Source organism: Deltaproteobacteria bacterium GWC2_65_14 (assembly GCA_001797615.1).
Lineage (GTDB): Bacteria > Desulfobacterota > Deferrimicrobia > Deferrimicrobiales > Deferrimicrobiaceae > GWC2-65-14.
In genome coordinates, this window is record MGPV01000022.1 from 1 (window position 1) to 18569 (window position 18569).

Consider the following 18569-nt stretch of genomic DNA (forward strand, 5'->3'; position numbering starts at 1 on the left):
CGGAGGAGGGGGTCGCCCGCCTTAAGCCTCGGCGATCACGCCATCGGCCTTAGCGGCAGGGCGTCGGGCTTCCGCGCTCCGCAAGGTCGCGCTCATCCTCCCTGATCGGTCGGCGCCCGCCGCCCGTTCGACCCCCTCCCGTTGCGCACCACGCAACGGAAAAGGGAGTGGTGCCGGAGGAGGGGGTCGAACCCTCACGGCCTTGCGGCCACGGGATTTTGAGTCCCGCGCGTCTGCCAGTTCCACCACTCCGGCACGTCCGGACAGGATCTGCCCACGCACGTTCCATGGGGAAAACGCCCACGATTCCGGGCGGGGCGGCCTGTTCCTTTTATACATGCACGGTGGGGAAAAACCAAGCGATCCGGCTAAACTTTCGATGTTGGAATACCGATAGGAACAGAGTGGCCACGGAGAAAACAGACGTCGCTTCCAGGATGAACCCCCTGGGCCGGGGAGCCCTGCTCCTGGGGATCACCCTTCTCCTGTTCGGCCTGCTGCTCGGATTGTTCTTCCCCTACTTCGGAAGGGGCCCGATGGTCCTGTGGGTCGTCCTGGGCGGCGGCTTTGCCGTCCTCTACCTGGTCCTGTTCTGGATCGTCCGGAAGGGGCATCTGCAGATCCGCTCGGGTCAGGAGGAGCTGCGCGCCTCCCGCGAGAAGATCCGGTCGCAGAACCGGGAGCTTCTGGCCCGGATCGGCGCATCGGTCCGCGTCGAGAAGGAGATCGGCAAGATTCTCCGGGAGGTGACGGGAGAGGTCCGTCGGATCCTGGACATCCCGCGCTGTGCGATCCGGCTCTTCGGGGACCCCGACACGGTCATCGAGGAGTTGGCCCCGGGCATCCCATCCGCGAGGCAGCTGTTCCCCGAATCCTCGCGTCCGGAGGACTTGGAAGAGATCCTCCGGATGGAAAAGACGCGGGTCGTGGACGACGTCCGGAAGATCCCGGGGTACGAGGGAAAGAAGGAGGAGCTGGAACGGATCGGCCTGGGAGCCTATATCGGGGTCCCCCTCCGCACGCAGGATGGACTGCAGGGAGTTCTCTTCCTGGACCGGGCGGAGTCCCACCGGTGGACGCGGGAGGAGGTGGAGACCGCGGAGGCGGTGGCGGGACAGGTGGCGATGGCGATCCGGCAGGCCCGCCTGTCCCGGGAGCAGGAGGAGGTGACCGAGCGCCTGTTCGCGCTGATGAACAACGTGCCGGGGCTGGTGTACCGCGGGTACCCGGACTGGTCGGTCGGGTTCATGGGGGCCGGGGCGGAGCAGATCACCGGGTATGCGGCGAAGGAATTCCTGGACGGTGTCCTGAGTTGGAAAGATGTGATCGAGGCGGAGGACATCGAGAGGGTCTTGCAGACCATGCGGGAGTCGATCCGCAGGAAAGATCCGCTCATCCGGTTGGAGTACCGGATCCGGCAGAAAGACGAAAGCGTGAAATGGATCGCGGACCGGCGGCAGCTCGTGTACGACTCCGAAGGAAAATTCCTGCACATCGACGGCCTGGCGCTGGACATCACGGAGCGGAAGCGATCCGAGGAGACGCTCCGGCTCACCCAGTTCACCGTGGACCGTTCGGGCGACTCCGCCTACTGGATGGACCGGGACGGAAGGTTGCTCTACGTGAACGAAAAGACCTGCAGTTCCCTTGGGTACACCCGGGAGGAGCTCCTCTCGATGTCGATCCGGGAGATCAATCCCGACTACCCCGGGGATTCCTGGGGAAACCACTGGGAAGAGGTCCGGAAGAGAAAATCGTTCCCGATGGAAACCCGCCACCGTGCGAAGGACGGAAGGCTGATCCCGGTGGAGGTGACCGTCAACCACCTCGAGTTCGGCGGGAAGGAGTTCAACTGCGCCTTCGCACGCGACATCACGGAACGCCTGCGCGTCCGGGAGGAGAGCCGCCGGCTCCAGGAGCAGCTTCTCCAGTCCCAGAAAATGGAAGCGCTGGGGATCCTGGCCGGGGGAGTCGCCCATGACTTCAACAACCTGCTGACGGGGATCCTGGGCTACGCGGACCTGCTGTCCATTCGGGCCCCCCGGGGGAGCGAAACGGAGGTGGCGGCGAGGGTGATCCGGGAGTCGGCCGAGCGCGCTTCCCGCCTGACCACCCAGCTGCTCGGGTTCGCCCGGAAAGGAAAGAACCTGGCGGTGCCCGTGGATCTCTGCAGGACCGTCGCCGACGTGAAGAGCATCCTGGAGCGGACGCTGGACCGGCATATCCGGATCCGGACCCGGTTCCCGGAGAGGGCGGCCATGGTCGTAGGGGATCCCACCCAGCTCTCCCAGGTGGTGATGAATCTGGGAGTGAACGCGAAGGATGCCATGCCGGAAGGGGGGGAGCTCTTTCTTTCCATCGGAGATGCGGTTCTCGACGAGGCCTTCTGCCGGGAGAACCCCGGGTCGGCGCCGGGCCGCTACGTGGTCCTGTCCGTCCGGGACTCCGGCGTCGGGATCCCGGAGAAGAACCTCTCCCGGGTCTTCGAACCCTTCTTCACCACGAAGGAGCCCGGGAAGGGAAGCGGGTTGGGGCTCTCGATGGTCTTCGGGATCGTCAAGAACCATGGGGGAACCATCCACGTTCAGAGCGGGGAAGGCGAGGGGACGACGATGACGGCCTACCTGCCCGCCTTCGAAGGCGAGGTTGCCAGGGAGGAGGTCCCGGAGCCCTCGCCCGTTTCTCCGATGGGGCGGAAGGGGAGGGTGCTCCTGGTGGACGACGAGGAGACGGTCCGGGAGGTCTGCGCCTCCATGCTCGAGGTCATCGGCTACGACGTGATCGCCGCGGAGAACGGCGAGGAGGGGGTAGAGCGGTACCGGGAACGCTGGAGGGAGATCGACCTTGTGATCCTGGACATGATCATGCCGAAGATGGGGGGGCGCGACTGCTTCCGGAAGATCCGGGAGATCAATCCGCAGGTCCGGGCGATCCTGTCCACGGGGTACAGCCTCGAGGGGGCGGTCCAGGAGATTCTCCGGGAGGGGATGGACGGGTTCATCCAGAAGCCGTACCGGCTGGACCAACTGTCCGAGGCGATGTCCCAGGCGATGCGGCGCGCCTCGTAGCGATTTCGGCGGGAGCGGTTTTCCCTTCGGGGATGGAAAGCCGCCCCTTCTTCCGGTACAGTCTGGGGATGAACCTGCTGGACATCCTGATCCTGGCTCTGTGCGTGGGATTGGGGATCTTCGGGATTTTCCAGGGGCTCGTGAGGCAGGCCTTTTCCTGGGCCGGCCTGATCCTCGGGCATATCCTCGGGGTGAAATATTTCGGCGACGCGAAGGATCTCCTGGGTCTTTCCTTCCTCCACGGGGACGTCGTCGCCTACCTGCTGCTGTTCGCCGTGGTCTACCTGTGCGTGCGCCTGCTGGGAGTGCTCGTCGAGCGCCTGGTGCGCGAGTCGAAGCTCTCGGGGACCGACCGGTTCGCCGGGGCCCTCGCGGGGTTCGCCAAGGGGATCCTCCTCACCATTCTGCTGGTCTTCATGCTGGTCATCCTGCTTCCGAAAGACACGTCGCTGGTGCGGCGCTCGAAACTCGCCCCCCAGGCGGTCACGGCCGCGGGATGGATCTCGAAGCTGTTTCCCGAACGGATCGGCGACGCCTTCCGGGAGAAGATCGGGCAGGCGGCGCCCCCGGCCGCGCCCGCGAAGAAGCCTGACGGGAAGTAGCCCCTCTACCCTCGCCGGATCGCCTTCTGCGAGGTCTTGATGGCGCACAGGTCCGCGCACATCGTGCAGGCCGCCTCGTCGACGGTCGGCATGCTCCCGCCCCGGAGCGCCTGCGCCCGCTCCGGATCGATGGAGAGCTCGATCTGGGCCTTCCAGTCGAGCTTCCGCCGCGCCTCGGCCATCGCGTTGTCGCGGTCCATCGCGCCGGGGAGCCCCCGGGCGATGTCGGCGGCATGCGCGGCGATCCGGGAGGCGATCACCCCTTCCCTCACATCCTCCACCGGGGGGAGCCGCAGATGTTCCGAGGGGGTCACGTAGCAGAGGAAATCGGCCCCGCTCCACGCCGCGATCGCACCCCCGATCGCCGAGGTGATGTGGTCGTACCCCGGGGCGATGTCGGTCACCAGCGGGCCCAGGACGTAGAAGGGGGCGCCGTGGCATAGCCGCTTCTGGATCTGCACGTTCGCGGCGATCTGGTGCATCGGAACGTGGCCAGGCCCCTCGATCATCACCTGGACCCCCTTCGCCCACGCCCGCTCGGTCAGCTCTCCGAGCGTCAGCAGCTCGTGGAGCTGGGCGCGGTCGGTCGCGTCGGCCAGGCATCCCGGTCGCAGTCCGTCCCCCAGGGAGATCGTGACGTCGAACTCCCGGCAAATCTCGACCAGGCGGTCGTACTCCTCGAAGAAGGGATTTTCCCGGCCGTTGAACTCCATCCACTCGGCGAGGAGCGCTCCCCCCCGGCTGACGATGTCCAGCCGCCGTCCCTCCCGGACCAGCCGTTCGAGGGCGGCCCTCGTCACACCGCAGTGGACCGTCATGAAATCCACGCCGTCCTCCGCATGCTTCCGGATCCCCTCGAAGAAGTCGTCCGGGGAGAGCTCCACCCAGGATTTTTTCCGCAGTACAGCGTCGGCCGCCGCCTGGTAGACCGGGACGGTGCCCAGGGGAACCGGGCACTCCGCGAGGATCGCCCGGCGGATCTCGTCGATCGGACCCCCCGTGGAGAGGTCCATGACCGCGTCGGCCCCCGCCGCCACGGCGGTCCGCATCTTCTCTAGCTCCAGCGAGACGTCCGCCCGGTCCCGGGAGGAGCCGACGTTCGCGTTCACCTTGACCCGCAGCCCTTCCCCGATGGCGACGGGGCGGATCTCCCCCCGCACCCGGTTCCTCGGGATGACGGCCCGGCCCTCCGCGACGAGCTCCCGCATCCTCTCCGGGGCTATTCCCTCTTCTTTCGCGGCCCGGAGGATCTCATCAGGCAGGATCCCCTTCCTGGCCTTTTCCAGCAGCGTCATGGCTCACCTTCCTTCCCGCAGCGGCGCGGGGTATTCCTCCCCGATGCGCCGCATCAATTCGTCTGCGGCCGACCGCGGGTCCGCGGCGGCCACCACGCCCGAGATCAGGGCGATCCCGAACGCCCCGGCCCGGATCGTTTCCTTCACCTGTTCCGGGCCTACCCCCCCGAGGGCGAACACCGGTATCGGTGACTCCCGGCAGGCGCTAGACAGCGCTTCCACGCCGACCGGCGGGCCGTAGGCGGCCTTGGAGGGGGTCGCATAGACCGGCCCGAAGGTCCCGTAGTCGGCCCCGCCCGAGGTGGCCTTCCGGAGCTCCTCGAGGCCGTGTGTGGAGCATCCGACGATCGCCCCGGGCCCCAGCAGCCGCCTCGCCTCGGACGGGGGGATCGACCCGACCCCGAGGTGTACCCCGTCCGCCCCGACCGCCAGGGCGACGTCCGCCCGGTCGTTCACCAGCAGCCGTGCGCCGAACCGACGCGTCAGGACGCGCATCCGTTCCGCCAGCCGGTAGAGGTCCCGACCCGACAGGTCCTTCTCCCGCAGCTGCACGGCCCGGATCCCCCCGTCGAGCGCCGCCTCCACGGTCGCTTCCAGATCGCCGTTTCGCGCCTGCCGGCGGTCGGTGATCAGCAGGACCCGGAAATCGACCTTCATCCGTCTTCCCGTTACGAGAAGAAGGTGCCGTCCAGCGGCGAGGAGGCGGTGGCATAGAGCTTCTTCGGGATCCGCCCGGCGAGGAATGCCTTGCGCCCGGCCGACACCGCCTCCCGCATCGCCTCGGCCATCGTCACGGGATCTCTCGCGCCGGCGATCCCGGTGTTCATCAGGACGCCGTCGCAGCCGAGCTCCATCGCGACCGCCGCGTCGGAGGCGGTCCCCACCCCCGCATCGACGATCACCGGGACCTTCACGGTCTCCAGGATGATCCGGATGTTGTACGGGTTCCGGATGCCGAGCCCCGACCCGATCGGCGCCGCCAGCGGCATCACCGCCGCGCATCCCGCGTCCTCGAGCTTCTTCGCCATGATCGGGTCGTCGTTCGTGTAGGGGAGGACGACGAACCCCTCCTTCACCAGCACCTTCGCCGCGGCCAGGAGGCCTTCCGTGTCGGGAAACAGCGTCTTCTCGTCCCCGATCACCTCCAGCTTGACCATGTCCGACATCCCGGCCTCCCGGGCGAGGAGACAGGTTCTCACGGCGTCGTCGGCCGTGTAGCAGGCCGCCGTGTTCGGAAGCAGGGTGTACCGCTTCGGGTCGACATGGTCCAGCAGCGACTCCCTGCTCCGGTCGAGGTTCACCCGCCGCACGGCGACGGTGACGATCTCCGCGCCGGACGCCTCGAGCGCCCGGACCATGGTGGGGTAGTCCGGATATTTCCCGGTTCCCACCAGCAGGCGGGACCGGAAGTTCTTCCCTCCCAGCGAAAGCGGCTTGTCCATCCCTCTATCCCCCTCCCACGAAGGTGACGATCTCCAGCCGGTCCCCCTCCTCGAGGAGCGTTTCCCCGTACTCGGCCTTCCGGACGATGGAGAGGTTCCTCTCCACCGCCACCCGGGATTCCGGCAGGGAAAGCTCCCGCAGCAACTGAAGGACCGTGGCGCCCGGCGCGACCACGCGCTTTTCTCCGTTCACGAGGATCCCGGCCGGCTTCCCCATCAGAAGTGCAGATCCTTTTCGCCAGCGATCGTCCGGGCCAGCCTTCGCTGGAACTCTCCGAAGAGGGGGGAATCCTCCATCTCCCGCCTGCCGGTCCGCACCGCGGTCAGGCACTCCTCCTTGAGCACAGGGTCCTCCGCTGCGACGGCATACTCGGCCAGCGTCAGGAGCGCGTTGGGGAGGCAATAGCTTCCGATCCTTCCCCCCTCCGCCATCTCCGTGAACCGGCTGCCGGTCCGTCCGCTCCGGTAGCAGCTGGTGCACAGGGAAGGGAGGTACCCCCGGGAGAGGATCGTCCGGATCATCTCCTCCAGCGTCCTCGTGTCGGTGATCTCGAACTGCTCGGAGTCGCGCCGCCGCCGCCCCTCCGAGTAGCCGCCGGGGTCGGTCTTCGACCCCGCGCTGATCTGGGAGGCGCCGATCTCCAGCGTGCGGTCGCGCAGCGCCGCCGGCTCCCGGGTCGAGATCACCACCCCGGCGGCGGGAACCGAGAGCCGGAAGACGATCACGATCCGTTCGAATTCCGTGTCGGATACCGGACGGGGGGCGGCCGGCAGGGGCGACCCGAACGCCCTCCGGAACCGGGGGACCGAGAGGGTGTGGGGAAAGGCGCCGAAGTTCTCGTGCAGGGATTCGGCATGGCGGATGACCGAGAGCGCCTCGAACCGGGGGTCGTAGAGGCCCAGCAGGGCTCCGATCCCGACGTCGTCGAACCCCGCCTGGAAGGCCCGGTCCATGCAGGTGAGCCGCCCGGCGTAATCCGCCTTGGGGCCGGAGGGGTGCATCTCGCGGTAGGTCTCCGGGTGGTAGGTCTCCTGGAAGACCTGGTAGACTCCCGCCCCCGCCTCCCGGATTTCCCGGAGCGCCTCGACCGGCATCGGCGCCGCGTTCACGTGGAGGATCCGCATTCCCGTCTCCCGGTAGATCGCCCGAAGGACGTCGGCGAGATACCCGGCCTGTTCCCGGGCCGGGTGCTCCCCGGTCACCAGGAGAAGCCGGCGGTACCCCCTCCGCTCCAGGACGCGCGCTTCCCGCACCGCCTCCTCCGGGGAGAGGGTGATCCTCCCGGCCTCCCGGTTGTCCCGCCGGAACCCGCAGTAGAGGCAGTTGTTGCCGCACTCGCTCGAAAGGTAGAGCGGTGCGAAGAGCACGATCCGCCGCCCGAACACCGCCTCCCGGACCGCCCGGGCCACCGCCCCCGCCGACTCCCACACCATCGGGTCGTCGGTGGCGAGCAGCCGGGCCGCCTCGTGGAGGGCGAGCCTCCTCCGGGGGGAGAGGGAGCGCAGGAGGGCGAACGCCTCCCGCCTGCGGAACGGAAGGGTTCCGGCCAGGATCCGGCGGATCTGCTCCGCCGATACGGGAAGCGGATGGAGGGCTGCGGAACCCTGTTGCGGAAGCATCTTCGTCACAATCCTCCGGAAACGAAAAAACCGCGCCCGGCAGGCACGGTTCGTAGAGATCATCGCTCCCTGCGCCGGCATTACCCGGATCAGGTTCAACGGGTTGCCCGCGGCATGCGCGGGCTCTCAGCGAATAGCACCCCTGGCGTTGTTTCCCCATGATACGCCCCCGCGCCGGCCGAAGTCAAACCCCGCATCGCTGCGGAAACGGCTTTCACGGACGCGGCTTTCACACGGACACAGCTTTCACGGACACGGCTTTCACAGTCGCAGCGGTTTCCGATTCCATCCATGGCGGATTGGATGGGCACTGACCAGTCGGAGAGAGGGATGGTTGCGTATCGCAACACCCAGGCAGCGGGTCGGGAGTTCGAATCTCTCCAGGCGCACCATGGTTTTCCTGTTCCGCGATGCGAGATTCGAACTACGAGGCGGGCGCCGACCGGTTCGAATCTCTCCGGCAGGCGTTTCCTCCCGGTCAGCCAAGACGGGGTCGGCATACCCCGGGGATAAGCGCAGGAAGGTCCTTCGGAGCGGGTGATATCCGCCTCTTCCGGTCAGAAACCCATATGCCGGAGGAAATAGGGCATCTGAATTTTCCACCACGGCCAGTCGTGGGACACATCGTGCCCCCAGATATCGACCCAGGCGGGGATCTGCTTCTCTTCGAGAATCCGCCTGAGTTCCAGGGTGTCCGCGAGGAATATGTCTTCGTGATCCCCCTGGCCCGCGCACAGGACGATGCGGCCGCTCCGGTACCGATCCAGGAACCACGGATCGTCGAGGTTGGGGAGATAGGCGAGCGGTTCATGGAAATACACGGTTTCATCGACCTCGCCGACAAAGTGCTTCAGCCGGAAAAAACCGCTCAGGGAGATCACGGCGTCGAAGATATCCGGGCGGTGGAGGAAGAAGTTCGTCGCGTTGTATCCTCCGAAGCTGCACCCCATCCCCATGATCCCGTCATCCCCGGATCGCCAACGCGCGTAAGGGACGACCTCATCCACGATATACCGCTCGTATCGGTTGTGCCGGTTCGCGCGGTCGGCCAGGGGGGCGTTCCCGTTCAGCCATGTCTGGTGATAGATGCTGTCCACGGTGAACAGTTGGACCTTCCCCTCGTTCAGAAAAAGCCGGCAGGCGTCCACCATGCCGGTATCCTCGAACTCGGTAAACATCCCCGTTATTGAGGGAAACGCAAGGGCAGGCTTTCCCGCGTGCCCGTATACCTTCAACTCCATCTCCTGGCCGAGGTTCGGGCTCCACCACTTGTGATACTCGATATTCACGGTCGCTCCTCCCATATGGTATCCCGTGGTGCCCCCCCCCTCGCAAGTCCCGGGGCGGCCTCGCATGCCTGGATGTCCCCCGAACGCCCCGCGGGACGGATGCACCATTGTTGCTATCGGATCAGAAACCGAGCTCCTTGAGAACGTTGGGAATCGTTTTTTTCCACCACGGCCAGTCGTGGGCCACGTCACGTCCCCGGATGTCGATCCGGGCAGGGCTCTTCTTCTTACCCCGGGACTTCGCCCCCCTGCGCCTGTACACATTCCGTACCACGTCCCGGCTGCCGGGCCCTCGCTTGACATCTCCCTACTTTCGAAGGGTGACTGATCTCTCCACTTCTTCTACCGTAGTAAACGCTTGCCGGTATGGGCCGCGTCGTTTCGGCCGGTCTCCCAACTCGCAACAAGCACATCAATCGAACCGGGAAATGTCCGATGGACAGGACGGCATTAAAGAGGTTCATCCCTCCGAACATCGCATGGAAGATTCCTTTTGACAACCCGGCATGCCCGCTCAACGGAGGCGACGTCTACAAGGCTCTTTCCCCCCACAAAGTGATCGTGATGGCATGCAACATCCGGATTCCCTCGGTGATCCCCGGAATCATGAAGGCGGCTCAGGAGCTCGATGCGGTCGTCGCATTCGAGCTGGCCAAGACGGAAGGAAACATCGACGGCGGGTACACGGGGATGACCCCGGAGGTTTTCGCCAAAACGATCCTCACCTACGCGTGGAAGGTGCAGTTCGCGCGTCCGTTCGTCATCCACGGAGACCACATCACGGTCAAGAACACGTCCGCCAAGGAGATCGACGAGGGCCGCGCCCTGATCGCGGCGGAGCTCGCGGCCGGCTTCACCTCGTTCGCGATCGACGCCTCCTTCAACCCGGTCCCGGACAACGCGCGGATCACCGCCGAGCTTGCCGCGCCCATTCGGGAGCGGGGACTGGGGCTCGAAGTGGAGGTCGGGGAGATCAAATCCGCGGGGAGCGAGTCGACCCTGTCCACCGTAGAAGAGGCGGTGGAGCTGCTGGAGCGGCTCTTGGCAGAGGGTGTCTCGGCGGACCTGCTCGCCATCAACAACGGGTCGAAGCACGGCAACTATCTCGAGGGGGAGAAGATCTTCATCGACCTCGAGCGGACAGGGCGGATTCACGAGGCCGTTCATGGTCGGTTCGGCGTCGATATCGCGCAGCATGGGATCACCGGCACCCCCCTGCACATGATCGGATGCTTTGCCGACTACGGGATCCGCAAGGGAAACGTCGGTACGCAGTGGCAGAACATCGCCCACAAGGGGCTGCCTCCCGCGCTGATGCGGAAGATGCGCGCCTGGTCCAAGGAGACGGGAAAGGACATCAAGTTCGCGACCAGACAGTTCAAGCAGGAGATCGACGCGATCCCGACGGAATATGCGGAAAAGATCGAAAGGGCGGCCTATCGGGAAGCGCTGGCGCTCCTCCGCGCCTTCCGCGCCGAGGGGACGGCGACGATCGTCGCGCACCGCCTCGCAGGCAATGCTTGAGGGGCGGTCGGCTTGGCGAAGGGCCGGCGCGTTCCACCCGTGGGAGGTCAGGTCTCACCAGGCGCGGACGCGCCTGGATGGAGGAGCGGCGCGGGCACAATCCCCTGCAGCGTCCGATTGCCGTTTACGAGATGCACCTGGGATCCTGGATGCGCATACCGGAGGAAGGGAACCGGATGCCCACCTACCGGGAGGTGGCCCCGCGGCCGGCGGAATACCTGCGCCGCCTGAAGTTCACCCACGTCCAGTTCCTCCCCGTCATGGAGCACCCGTTCTACGGCTCCCGGGGATACCAGGTCGCCGGGTACTTCGCCCCGACCAGCCGGTACGGGACGCCCCCATGCCTTGGCATGGACGCCCTTACACCCTGACTCCGGCCGTGCCTCCCCTGGCAGCCGTGTTCTTCAAGAGCGCGAACCCGTAGCGTCGTCGCCATGATCCCGCCGTCGCCGTGGCACCAACGGATGGATGGGATCACCTCTTCGAGGACATACCGTTCATACCGACCGTGCCGCCTCGCGCGGTCCGCCAAGGAGTCGCCCGCGACCAGGTTCCGGCGGCGAACGCCGTGCCTCCTCTCAACCCGCGCTGCCCTGGGGAATCCCCTCGAGAATCAGGCTCATCTCCTGAGACGAATAGGCTCTGAGGGTCTCGGTCCTCGCGTTCCCGAGGATCCCCAGCCCAAGCATCAGGCGGCTGATGGCTCTATCGTCCGGGGCGTCCACGACCACGACGACATCGTAACGCCCCATGGTCCAATGGATCTCCCTGACCTTCACCTTCAACTTCTCCGCCATGTCCTTGAACGCTTTGGCCCGCTCGGTCGACTGCTTGACATTTCGGATCCCTTGGTCGGTCCAGTTGATCAGGCTCACGTAGGTCGGCATCTCCCTCCTCCTTTCGGCGCCTCCGATGCGCCATGGCATCGGGGCCTGCGCGGATGACGGTGCGGCCGGTCCGGGACCGCCGCCGGCTCAACTCCCCACTTCCTTCAGGATGTTGGGCATCATATTTCTCCATATTCCCTTTCCATCCTTTTCCATCGGATTCGTCTTCGTATCCCAATGTTTGAAGTTCCCCACAATATCAACCGCACGCGCCTCGGGCGCAGGAAATTCGAATTGAGCCTTCCTCGCACGGTGCTTTCGCCCACTTCGCACTCCACCATTTTCGATGGTCGACGATCATCGCTCTCCCTCCATCAGCAACGCAAGCGGTGAATCCAACGGCGATCCGCCGACCCCCACGTACGCACACGGGCAACCCCGGCGCGACTCACGCACACCGGACGTCCCGCAGTGGGGTGCGTTGCCGTCACCGGGTCAATACCCCAGTTCCTTCAGGAAGTGGGGCATCATCTTTCTCCACCACGGCCAGTCGTGGGCCACGTCATGGCCCCAGATGTCGATCCAGGCGGGGATCTGCTTCTCTTCGAGAATCCGCTTGAGTTCCAGGGTGTCCGCGAGGAACTTGTCTTCCCAGTACCCCTGGCCCACGCAGATCACCAGGCGGCTCTGCCGGTACCAGTCCAGGTACCACGGGTCGTTGAGTCCTGGAAGAAAGGCGATCGGCGCGTTGAAATAGACCCCCTCGTCCATGTAGTCGCCGATGTAGAACCTCGGATGGAACGGCCCGCTCAGGGCGATTGCGGTGTGAACGAGATCCGGGTGGCGGAGAAAAAAGTTCACCGTGTGGAACGCCCCGAAGCTGCACCCGGTCACTGTGATCCGGCCGTTTCCGCAGCGCCCGGCGATGAACGGGAAGACCTCGTGGATGAGATAGGCCTCGTACTGGTTGTGCCGCCTCACGCGGTCCGGCATCGAGACTCCCTCGTTCAGCCAGGACTGTGCGTCCATGCTGTCCACGGCGAACAGATGGATCCTGCCCTCGTCGATGAAAGGCCTGCAGACCTCCACCATGCCGAAATCCTCGTATTCATGAAAAGTCCCCGCCTTCGTCGGAAACACGAGGATGGGCTTCCCCGCGTGCCCGTAGACCTTGAATTCCATATCCCGGTTCAGGTTTTGGCTCCAATACTTGTGATACTCGGTATTCATTCCCGTTCCCTCCATGAGGTTCTTGTATTGTGTTCCAGGGGTTCTCCAAGAGGGTCATCAGGCCCGACCGCCTCTTTTTCGCAATGCCTTCTCGTATATCGACAGGTACTCGCGCGCGGAGGCGTCCCACGAAAAATCCTTTGCCATCCCTCTCCGGACGATCGCCTTCCAGCGACGGCGGTTCGCATGGGCCGCAAGCGTCCTTGATATGGCACGTATCAGCTCCCCGGCATCGTACCCGTTGAATTTGAAGCCCGTCCCGCCCGCGGGATCCTCGTCGGCGTCCACGACAGTATCCGCAAGCCCGCCGGTGTTTCGCACGATGGGCACCGTCCCGTACTTGAGGCTGCAGATCTGGGTAAGGCCGCAAGGCTCATAACGGGAAGGCATGAGGAAGATATCCGCTCCGGCCTGGACCTTGTGCGCCAACCGGTTATCGAACCCGAGCCGAAGCGAGACCTTGTCCGGACGGCGTCGGGCGAGTTCGGTTATCGACTGCTCGTATCTCCGCTCGCCCGTGCCGAGTACGACAAGGCGGACAGGCTGCTCCGCCAACCAGCCGCCGATCAGGTCAAGCAGGTCGACTCCCTTCTGGGCGGTCAGGCGTCCGATGAAACCGATGACGGGCTCCGACACCGGATCCGTCCAGCCGAACTCCGCGAGAAGGTCGGCCTTGCACGCCCCTTTCCCGGAAAGGTTGTACTTCGAATAGTGCGCGGCGATCAGGCGGTCCGTCTTCGGGTTCCACTCGTCGTAGTCGACACCATTCAAGATTCCGAATACATCTTCACGGCGCTGGTACAGAACACCTTCGAGACCGCAACCATAATCCGCGGTCTGTATCTCGCGGCTGTAGGTATGGCTTACGGTGGAAAGGACGTCTGAAAAAACCAGCCCCGCCTTCAGCAGGTTGATTCTTCCGAAGAATTCAATCCCTTGGGGGGTGAACAGCTCCCAACCAAGTCCCGTGAGCGGCAGGTCGTGGGTCCAGAAAAGTCCCTGGTACCCGAGGTTGTGGAGCGTCATCACCGTTCCGGTCGAGCGGAATGCTTCCTCGTCCGCATAGAGCGTTCTCGCGTAGGCGGGGATCAGGGCGGTCTGCCACTCGTTGCAGTGGAGGATGTCGTAACGCCGGCCGGACCGTGTGATCCACTCCATGACGGATTTGCAGAAGAATGCGAAACGCTCGCAGTTGTCGACGTAATCCCCCTCCTTCGTGCCGTAGATGAATTCCCTGTCGAAGTACCGGTCGTTGCGGACCAGGAACGTCTTGACCCCGGAATCGGCACTTGTCTCCAGAATCACTCCGCGTTCTTCCCGGTGTCCCATAGGGACGCGGATATCGGGGCCCGTTGGGGACAGGGGGGACCCCTGCCCATCCAGGCCGCGGTAGAGAGGAAGGATACAATCGGCTTCCACCCCGATCTTCCTCAGCGCCTTGGGGAGGGCCCCGGCAACGTCGGCCAATCCTCCCGTCTTTGCGAACGGGGTAATTTCAGGGGATGCGATAAGGACTCGCATGATGTTCTCTCCTCGACTCGACAGAAATGTCCTCCGTACAGCCAGGCCCGCTCCCTATTGTCGTGGGGTCGGTCCGGCGGCGGGCAATCCGGAGGGGGCTACTCCCACGTCACCAGCAGCGGGATGCAGGGGTTGACGAGGTCCGGATGCCGCGGGACGACCCTCGCGGCATACCCGTACCGACCGCTCGCACGGCAAGGAATCTCCGCACTGAACGTCGCGACCTTCCCGTCGGTCCCCACAAGCCCGGCACGCACGATTTCCCGCCAGAGGGGCTCGCCTGAGGACCCCATCGGCCCATGGACGATTTCCACCGCCACGTCCTCCGGGGAGAGGGGGCCGAGCTCGGCCCGGATGACGACGGGGGCCACCCCGTCGGCCTTGTACTCCGGACCCCCGGGAGCCTCCTCGAAGTGCACGGAGACGCGGGGCCATGCCGTCCGCACCCGTCGCCATGATGCCAAAGCCTTCGCGGCGGCGAAATCGTCTTCCCCGAGATGATGACCCGCCCGATGGGCCGGAAGATAAAGCTTCTCCAGATACTCCTGGACCATCCGGTGCGTGTTGAAGTAGGCACCCAGCTTCCCCATCGACGATTTCATCAGCGCGATCCAGCCTCGGGGCAGTCCCGCCCGGTCCCGGTCGTAGAAGAGGGGGACGATCTCCTCCTCGAGGAGGCTGTAGAGAGCCTCGCCCTCAACCTGGTCCTGCTCCTCCGGGTCCGCATAGACCTCGCCGCTGCCGATGGCCCACCCGGTATCCGGGGCATACCCCTCGCACCACCATCCGTCCAGGATGGAGACGTTGAGCGCGCCATTGGCGGCCGCCTTCATCCCGCTCGTCCCCGAGGCCTCGTGGGGACGCCGCGGCGTATTGAGCCAGACGTCTACCCCCTGGGTGAGGTACCGCGCGACGTTGATGTCGTAATCCTCGAGGAAGGCGATCCGGTGACGGATGCGTGGATCCCTCGCGAAATGGATGACCGCCTTGATGACTTCCTTGCCGGCCTGGTCCTGCGGGTGCGCCTTCCCCGCGAAAAGAATCTGGACGGGTCGATCCGGGTTCGTGAGAAGCCGGACGAGCCGCTCCGGCTGACGGAACAGGAGCCAGGCGCGCTTGTACGTCGCGAACCGACGCGCGACGCCGATGGTGAGCGCCTCGGGGCTCAACAGCTCTTCGGCGGCCCGAAGCGCGGAGGCTCCCGCCCCCTGCCGCAAAAGCTGGGTCCGAATCCTCTTGCGGGCGAAGAAGACAAGCCGCTCCCGGCGCGTTTCGTGACGGCCCCACAGTTCGCTGGAGGGAACGGTGTCGATCCGCTCCCAGACCGAGTGGTCGGCCGGCTTCACGGAGAACCGCGGCCCCAGGTAGCGGGAAAACAGGTCTCCCATCTCGTGGCTGATCCAGGAGCGCGTGTGGATCCCGTTCGTGATGCACCCGATGGGGACTTCGGACTCGGGGAGGCCGGGCCATAGGTGCTGCCACATTTTCCGGGATGTCTCCCCGTGGAGGCGGGCGACGCCGTTGACGAACGCGGCCGTCTTGAGGGCCAGGATCGTGAGCCCGAACTGATGGGACTTCTCGCCCGGCGCCTGCCCCATGCGGAGGAACTTCTGCCAGGAGAGCCCCAGCTGCTGCGCCATCGGCTGGAAATATTTCAGGACGAGCTCCGCGGCGAACACCTCGTTCCCCGCGGGTACGGGGGTGTGCGTCGTGAACACGGTGGAACCGTACACCTGCTCTCCCGCCTCGGCGAACGAAATCCCCCGCTCCGCCACGACCGCGCGGATCCGCTCCAGGGCCAGGAACGCCGAGTGCCCTTCGTTCATGTGGTAGACGGTGGGGGAGAGCCCCAGCGCCTTGAGCGCCCGCACGCCGCCGACACCCAGGATGATCTCCTGCCGGATCCGCATCTCCCGGTCGCCTCCGTAGAGGGTCTCCGTAATTTCCCGGGCCGCGGGAGAATTGGTCTTCACGTTCGTGTCCAGGAGGTAGAGCGGCGTCCGTCCGACCTGGACGCGCCAGATCCTGACGTTTACGGTCTCGCCCCCCATCTCCACGTCGACGGTCAGCGCCTTGCCGTCCGGCCCTCGTTCGATCGTGACCGGCATGTTGAACCAGTCGTTGACGGGGTACTGCTCCTGCTGCCAACCGTCCTGGTTCAGGACCTGACGAAAGTACCCCTTCTGGTAGAGAAGGCCTACGCCAACCAGCGGGATCCCGAGGTCCGATGCCGACTTGAGGTGGTCGCCGGCCAGGACCCCAAGGCCGCCCGAGTAGATGGGCAGCCCCTCGTCGATCCCGAACTCGCAGGAGAAGTAGGCGGCGAGAAAATCCTTCTCCGCCGCGTATGTCTCGCGGAACCACCCCGGTGCTTTGAGGTAGTCGATGAACCTTGCATGCACGTCCCGCAGGTTTGCGACGAAGCTCTCGTCGCTTGCCGCCGATTCGAGGTCGTTCTGGGAAAGGGCGCCGAGCATCAGGACCGGGTTCTGGTACGACTTCTCCCAGAGATCCGGGTCGAGGCGGATGAACAGCTGGACCGCTTCCCAGTTCCAGCAGAACCAGAGGTTCATCGCAAGGTCCTTGAGAGGGAGCAGCGGCTCGGGAAGGTTCGGCTGAATATGGAAATGCCGGAATTTCATGGCGTTATCTCCTGGGAACTGTTCTTGCCCGGTTCCCCTTACCCGAAGAACTCCTCCGCGATCGAGTAGACGATCATGTCGACCGTCTTTTCCTTCGCGGTAGCCTCCGCGAGCGGGACGGCGACGATCCGGTTCCCCTGGAGCGCCGCCATCTTCCCGAACTCTCCCCGGTGGACCATTTCGGTCGCGTGGATGCCGTACCGGGTGGCGAGAACCCGGTCGTGCGCCGTCGGCGAGCCGCCCCGCTGGATGTGGCCGAGCACGACGAACCGTGTCTCGAACTTCGTCCGCTTCTCGATGGCCGCGGCCAGCAACTGCGAGATCCCGCCCAGACGGACGTGGCCGAACTCATCGGTCCTCGCCTCCTGGGTGACGAGTTCCCCTTCGACGCCGGCTTTCTCCCGGAACTTCGCCCCCTCGGCGACCACGACGATGCTGAAGTTCTTCCCGCGGCTGTGGCGGCGCAGGATCAGGTCACACACCTCATCGATGTCGATCGGTTTTTCCGGGATGAGGACGACGCTCGCCCCCCCGGCGATCCCCGCATAGGTGGCGATCCATCCCGCGTGGCGGCCCATCACTTCCACCACCATGACCCGGTTGTGCGATTCGGCCGTCGTGTGGATCCGGTCGATGGCGTCGGTTGCGATGGAGACGGCCGTGTCGAACCCGAAGGTGAAATCGGTACCCGACAGGTCGTTGTCGATCGTCTTGGGGACGCCCACCACCCGGGAAGCGAAAGCGTCCGCCTTCCGAACCACCGCCCGGATCACGGCATTGAGGCCGGGGCAGTCCCCCCCTCCGGTGAGCACGCCGATCTTCATCGCGGATTCCCCCTGCGCGAAAATATACGCAACAGAAAAAATATTTTTACGGTTCAGGCCCTTATTCCGGTCCTCACGAATTCGGGCTTCGGCTTGGGCACGAAGGACGGGTCCCACCACTTGTATTCGTATATCTGCCCGTGTTTCCCCTCGAACGGTTCGATCTCCTTGAGGACCTTTGCAGGATTTCCTCCGACGATGGTGAACGGAGGGACGTCCTTGTTCACCACGCTCGCGGAAGAAACGACGGACCCCCGCCCCACCGTGACCCCTTTCAGGATGATGCAGTGGCAGCCCACCCAGGCGCCCTCTTCCACGGTGGTCGGCATATCCTTCGGCGGATTGTAGCCGACACCGTGGTAGTCGGTATCGGTGATCGACGTTTTCCAGCCGATGAGGCAGTAGCCGCCGATCACCACCCTCACCTTGCTGTGGATCTCGACATCGTAATTGATGCTGGTGTAGTCGCCGATTTCAATGCGCGCCCCTTTCCCAACCTGGAGACGGAGCGGCCCCTGGAACTGGACGTCTCCGATCAAGATCTCCCCTCCCCCGTTATTGACCAGGAGAGGACCGATCCTCTCCCAGTTCCCCTGCATGGTATAGTCCCCTCGCTCCAGTCCATCCCGGATGGTACGGTAGTCTTGCAACATGGCTTCCCCCCTGCCCTGGAATTGGAGTGACA

Annotated in this window: 16 protein-coding genes, 1 tRNA gene and 1 other annotated feature; of the genes, 4 read left to right on the forward strand and 13 right to left on the reverse strand. The window is 65.0% G+C overall.

Features of this window, described 5'->3' with window-relative positions; genetic code table 11:
- Window positions 1–168: 168 nt before the first annotated feature.
- Window positions 169–255, reverse strand: a tRNA-Leu gene (locus tag A2X88_07995).
- Window positions 256–437: 182 nt separating this feature from the next.
- On the opposite strand from A2X88_07995, the gene A2X88_08000 reads away from it, so the two are divergent.
- Together A2X88_08000 and A2X88_08005 are read left to right on the forward strand one after the other, a co-directional pair.
- Window positions 438–3068 carry a hypothetical protein gene (locus A2X88_08000; GenBank protein ID OGP34799.1) on the forward strand — a complete coding sequence of 877 codons (2631 nt, stop codon included), beginning with the start codon at window positions 438–440 and terminating at the stop codon, window positions 3066–3068.
- A gap of 32 nt (window positions 3069–3100) precedes the next feature.
- A complete protein-coding gene (locus A2X88_08005; protein OGP34800.1) occupies window positions 3101–3670 on the forward strand; it encodes a hypothetical protein in 570 nt (189 codons plus the stop codon).
- Between the two features lie 5 nt (window positions 3671–3675).
- Here A2X88_08005 and A2X88_08010 read toward each other — a convergent pair whose 3' ends face one another.
- The 6 genes from A2X88_08010 to A2X88_08035 form a co-directional block, all read right to left on the reverse strand.
- A complete protein-coding gene (locus A2X88_08010; GenBank protein ID OGP34801.1) occupies window positions 3676–4965 on the reverse strand; it encodes a phosphomethylpyrimidine synthase in 1290 nt (429 codons plus the stop codon).
- 3 nt (window positions 4966–4968) lie between these two features.
- Window positions 4969–5622 carry a thiamine-phosphate diphosphorylase gene (locus tag A2X88_08015; protein OGP34802.1) on the reverse strand — a complete coding sequence of 218 codons (654 nt, stop codon included), beginning with the start codon at window positions 5620–5622 and terminating at the stop codon, window positions 4969–4971.
- 11 nt (window positions 5623–5633) lie between these two features.
- A complete protein-coding gene (locus tag A2X88_08020) occupies window positions 5634–6407 on the reverse strand; it encodes a thiazole synthase (protein OGP34803.1) in 774 nt (257 codons plus the stop codon).
- 4 nt (window positions 6408–6411) lie between these two features.
- Window positions 6412–6624 carry a thiamine biosynthesis protein ThiS gene (locus A2X88_08025; GenBank protein ID OGP34804.1) on the reverse strand — a complete coding sequence of 71 codons (213 nt, stop codon included), beginning with the start codon at window positions 6622–6624 and terminating at the stop codon, window positions 6412–6414.
- Window positions 6624–8090, reverse strand: coding sequence for a [FeFe] hydrogenase H-cluster radical SAM maturase HydG (locus A2X88_08030; GenBank protein OGP34805.1), 1467 nt, complete (start codon window positions 8088–8090; stop codon window positions 6624–6626). The genes A2X88_08025 and A2X88_08030 overlap by 1 nt, the downstream gene beginning before the upstream one ends.
- Window positions 8078–8181, reverse strand: a binding site (TPP riboswitch). Its footprint overlaps the gene before it by 13 nt.
- A 403-nt stretch (window positions 8182–8584) precedes the next feature.
- On the reverse strand, window positions 8585–9331 hold the full coding sequence (locus A2X88_08035) for a hypothetical protein (protein ID OGP34806.1): 747 nt from the start codon (window positions 9329–9331) through the stop codon (window positions 8585–8587).
- Window positions 9332–9751: 420 nt separating this feature from the next.
- Here A2X88_08035 and A2X88_08040 point away from each other — a divergent pair, with 420 nt between their 5' ends.
- Together A2X88_08040 and A2X88_08045 are read left to right on the forward strand one after the other, a co-directional pair.
- Window positions 9752–10840, forward strand: coding sequence for a fructose-bisphosphate aldolase (locus A2X88_08040; protein ID OGP34807.1), 1089 nt, complete (start codon window positions 9752–9754; stop codon window positions 10838–10840).
- Window positions 10841–10917: 77 nt separating this feature from the next.
- A complete protein-coding gene (locus A2X88_08045; GenBank protein OGP34808.1) occupies window positions 10918–11211 on the forward strand; it encodes a hypothetical protein in 294 nt (97 codons plus the stop codon).
- 207 nt (window positions 11212–11418) lie between these two features.
- On the opposite strand, the gene A2X88_08050 is transcribed toward A2X88_08045, so the two are convergent.
- The 6 genes from A2X88_08050 to A2X88_08075 all read right to left on the reverse strand — a co-directional run bounded on the left by A2X88_08050 (window position 11419) and on the right by A2X88_08075 (window position 18483).
- Window positions 11419–11727, reverse strand: coding sequence for a GYD family protein (locus A2X88_08050; GenBank protein OGP34809.1), 309 nt, complete (start codon window positions 11725–11727; stop codon window positions 11419–11421).
- A 435-nt stretch (window positions 11728–12162) separates the two neighbouring features.
- Window positions 12163–12897: a transposase gene (locus A2X88_08055; GenBank protein OGP34810.1), complete on the reverse strand. Its 735-nt coding sequence runs from the start codon at window positions 12895–12897 to the stop codon at window positions 12163–12165.
- A 57-nt stretch (window positions 12898–12954) separates the two neighbouring features.
- Window positions 12955–14418: a hypothetical protein gene (locus tag A2X88_08060; GenBank protein OGP34811.1), complete on the reverse strand. Its 1464-nt coding sequence runs from the start codon at window positions 14416–14418 to the stop codon at window positions 12955–12957.
- A 98-nt stretch (window positions 14419–14516) separates the two neighbouring features.
- On the reverse strand, window positions 14517–17060 hold the full coding sequence (locus tag A2X88_08065; GenBank protein ID OGP34812.1) for an alpha-glucan phosphorylase: 2544 nt from the start codon (window positions 17058–17060) through the stop codon (window positions 14517–14519).
- Window positions 17061–17098: 38 nt separating this feature from the next.
- Window positions 17099–17884 carry a hypothetical protein gene (locus A2X88_08070; GenBank protein ID OGP34813.1) on the reverse strand — a complete coding sequence of 262 codons (786 nt, stop codon included), beginning with the start codon at window positions 17882–17884 and terminating at the stop codon, window positions 17099–17101.
- Between the two features lie 53 nt (window positions 17885–17937).
- Complete coding sequence (locus A2X88_08075; protein OGP34814.1) at window positions 17938–18483, reverse strand: hypothetical protein; 546 nt, start codon at window positions 18481–18483, stop codon at window positions 17938–17940.
- Window positions 18484–18569: the final 86 nt, after the last annotated feature.

What these genes read in the sequence shown, in the direction of transcription:
- A2X88_08030 (OGP34805.1), bottom strand. Translation starts at nt 8,090, where the DNA reads ATGATCTCTACGAACCGTGCCTGCCGGGCGCGGTTTTTTCGTTTCCGG.
- A2X88_08000 (OGP34799.1), top strand. Translation starts at nt 438, where the DNA reads ATGAACCCCCTGGGCCGGGGAGCCCTGCTCCTGGGGATCACCCTTCTC.
- A2X88_08025 (OGP34804.1), bottom strand. Translation starts at nt 6,624, where the DNA reads ATGGGGAAGCCGGCCGGGATCCTCGTGAACGGAGAAAAGCGCGTGGTC.
- A2X88_08040 (OGP34807.1), top strand. Translation starts at nt 9,752, where the DNA reads ATGGACAGGACGGCATTAAAGAGGTTCATCCCTCCGAACATCGCATGG.
- A2X88_08015 (OGP34802.1), bottom strand. Translation starts at nt 5,622, where the DNA reads ATGAAGGTCGATTTCCGGGTCCTGCTGATCACCGACCGCCGGCAGGCG.
- A2X88_08020 (OGP34803.1), bottom strand. Translation starts at nt 6,407, where the DNA reads ATGGACAAGCCGCTTTCGCTGGGAGGGAAGAACTTCCGGTCCCGCCTG.
- A2X88_08035 (OGP34806.1), bottom strand. Translation starts at nt 9,331, where the DNA reads ATGGGAGGAGCGACCGTGAATATCGAGTATCACAAGTGGTGGAGCCCG.
- A2X88_08070 (OGP34813.1), bottom strand. Translation starts at nt 17,884, where the DNA reads ATGAAGATCGGCGTGCTCACCGGAGGGGGGGACTGCCCCGGCCTCAAT.
- A2X88_08060 (OGP34811.1), bottom strand. Translation starts at nt 14,418, where the DNA reads ATGCGAGTCCTTATCGCATCCCCTGAAATTACCCCGTTCGCAAAGACG.
- A2X88_08065 (OGP34812.1), bottom strand. Translation starts at nt 17,060, where the DNA reads ATGAAATTCCGGCATTTCCATATTCAGCCGAACCTTCCCGAGCCGCTG.
- A2X88_08010 (OGP34801.1), bottom strand. Translation starts at nt 4,965, where the DNA reads ATGACGCTGCTGGAAAAGGCCAGGAAGGGGATCCTGCCTGATGAGATC.
- A2X88_08050 (OGP34809.1), bottom strand. Translation starts at nt 11,727, where the DNA reads ATGCCGACCTACGTGAGCCTGATCAACTGGACCGACCAAGGGATCCGA.
- A2X88_08055 (OGP34810.1), bottom strand. Translation starts at nt 12,897, where the DNA reads ATGAATACCGAGTATCACAAGTATTGGAGCCAAAACCTGAACCGGGAT.
- A2X88_08045 (OGP34808.1), top strand. Translation starts at nt 10,918, where the DNA reads ATGGAGGAGCGGCGCGGGCACAATCCCCTGCAGCGTCCGATTGCCGTT.
- A2X88_08075 (OGP34814.1), bottom strand. Translation starts at nt 18,483, where the DNA reads ATGCAGGGGAACTGGGAGAGGATCGGTCCTCTCCTGGTCAATAACGGG.
- A2X88_08005 (OGP34800.1), top strand. Translation starts at nt 3,101, where the DNA reads ATGGAAAGCCGCCCCTTCTTCCGGTACAGTCTGGGGATGAACCTGCTG.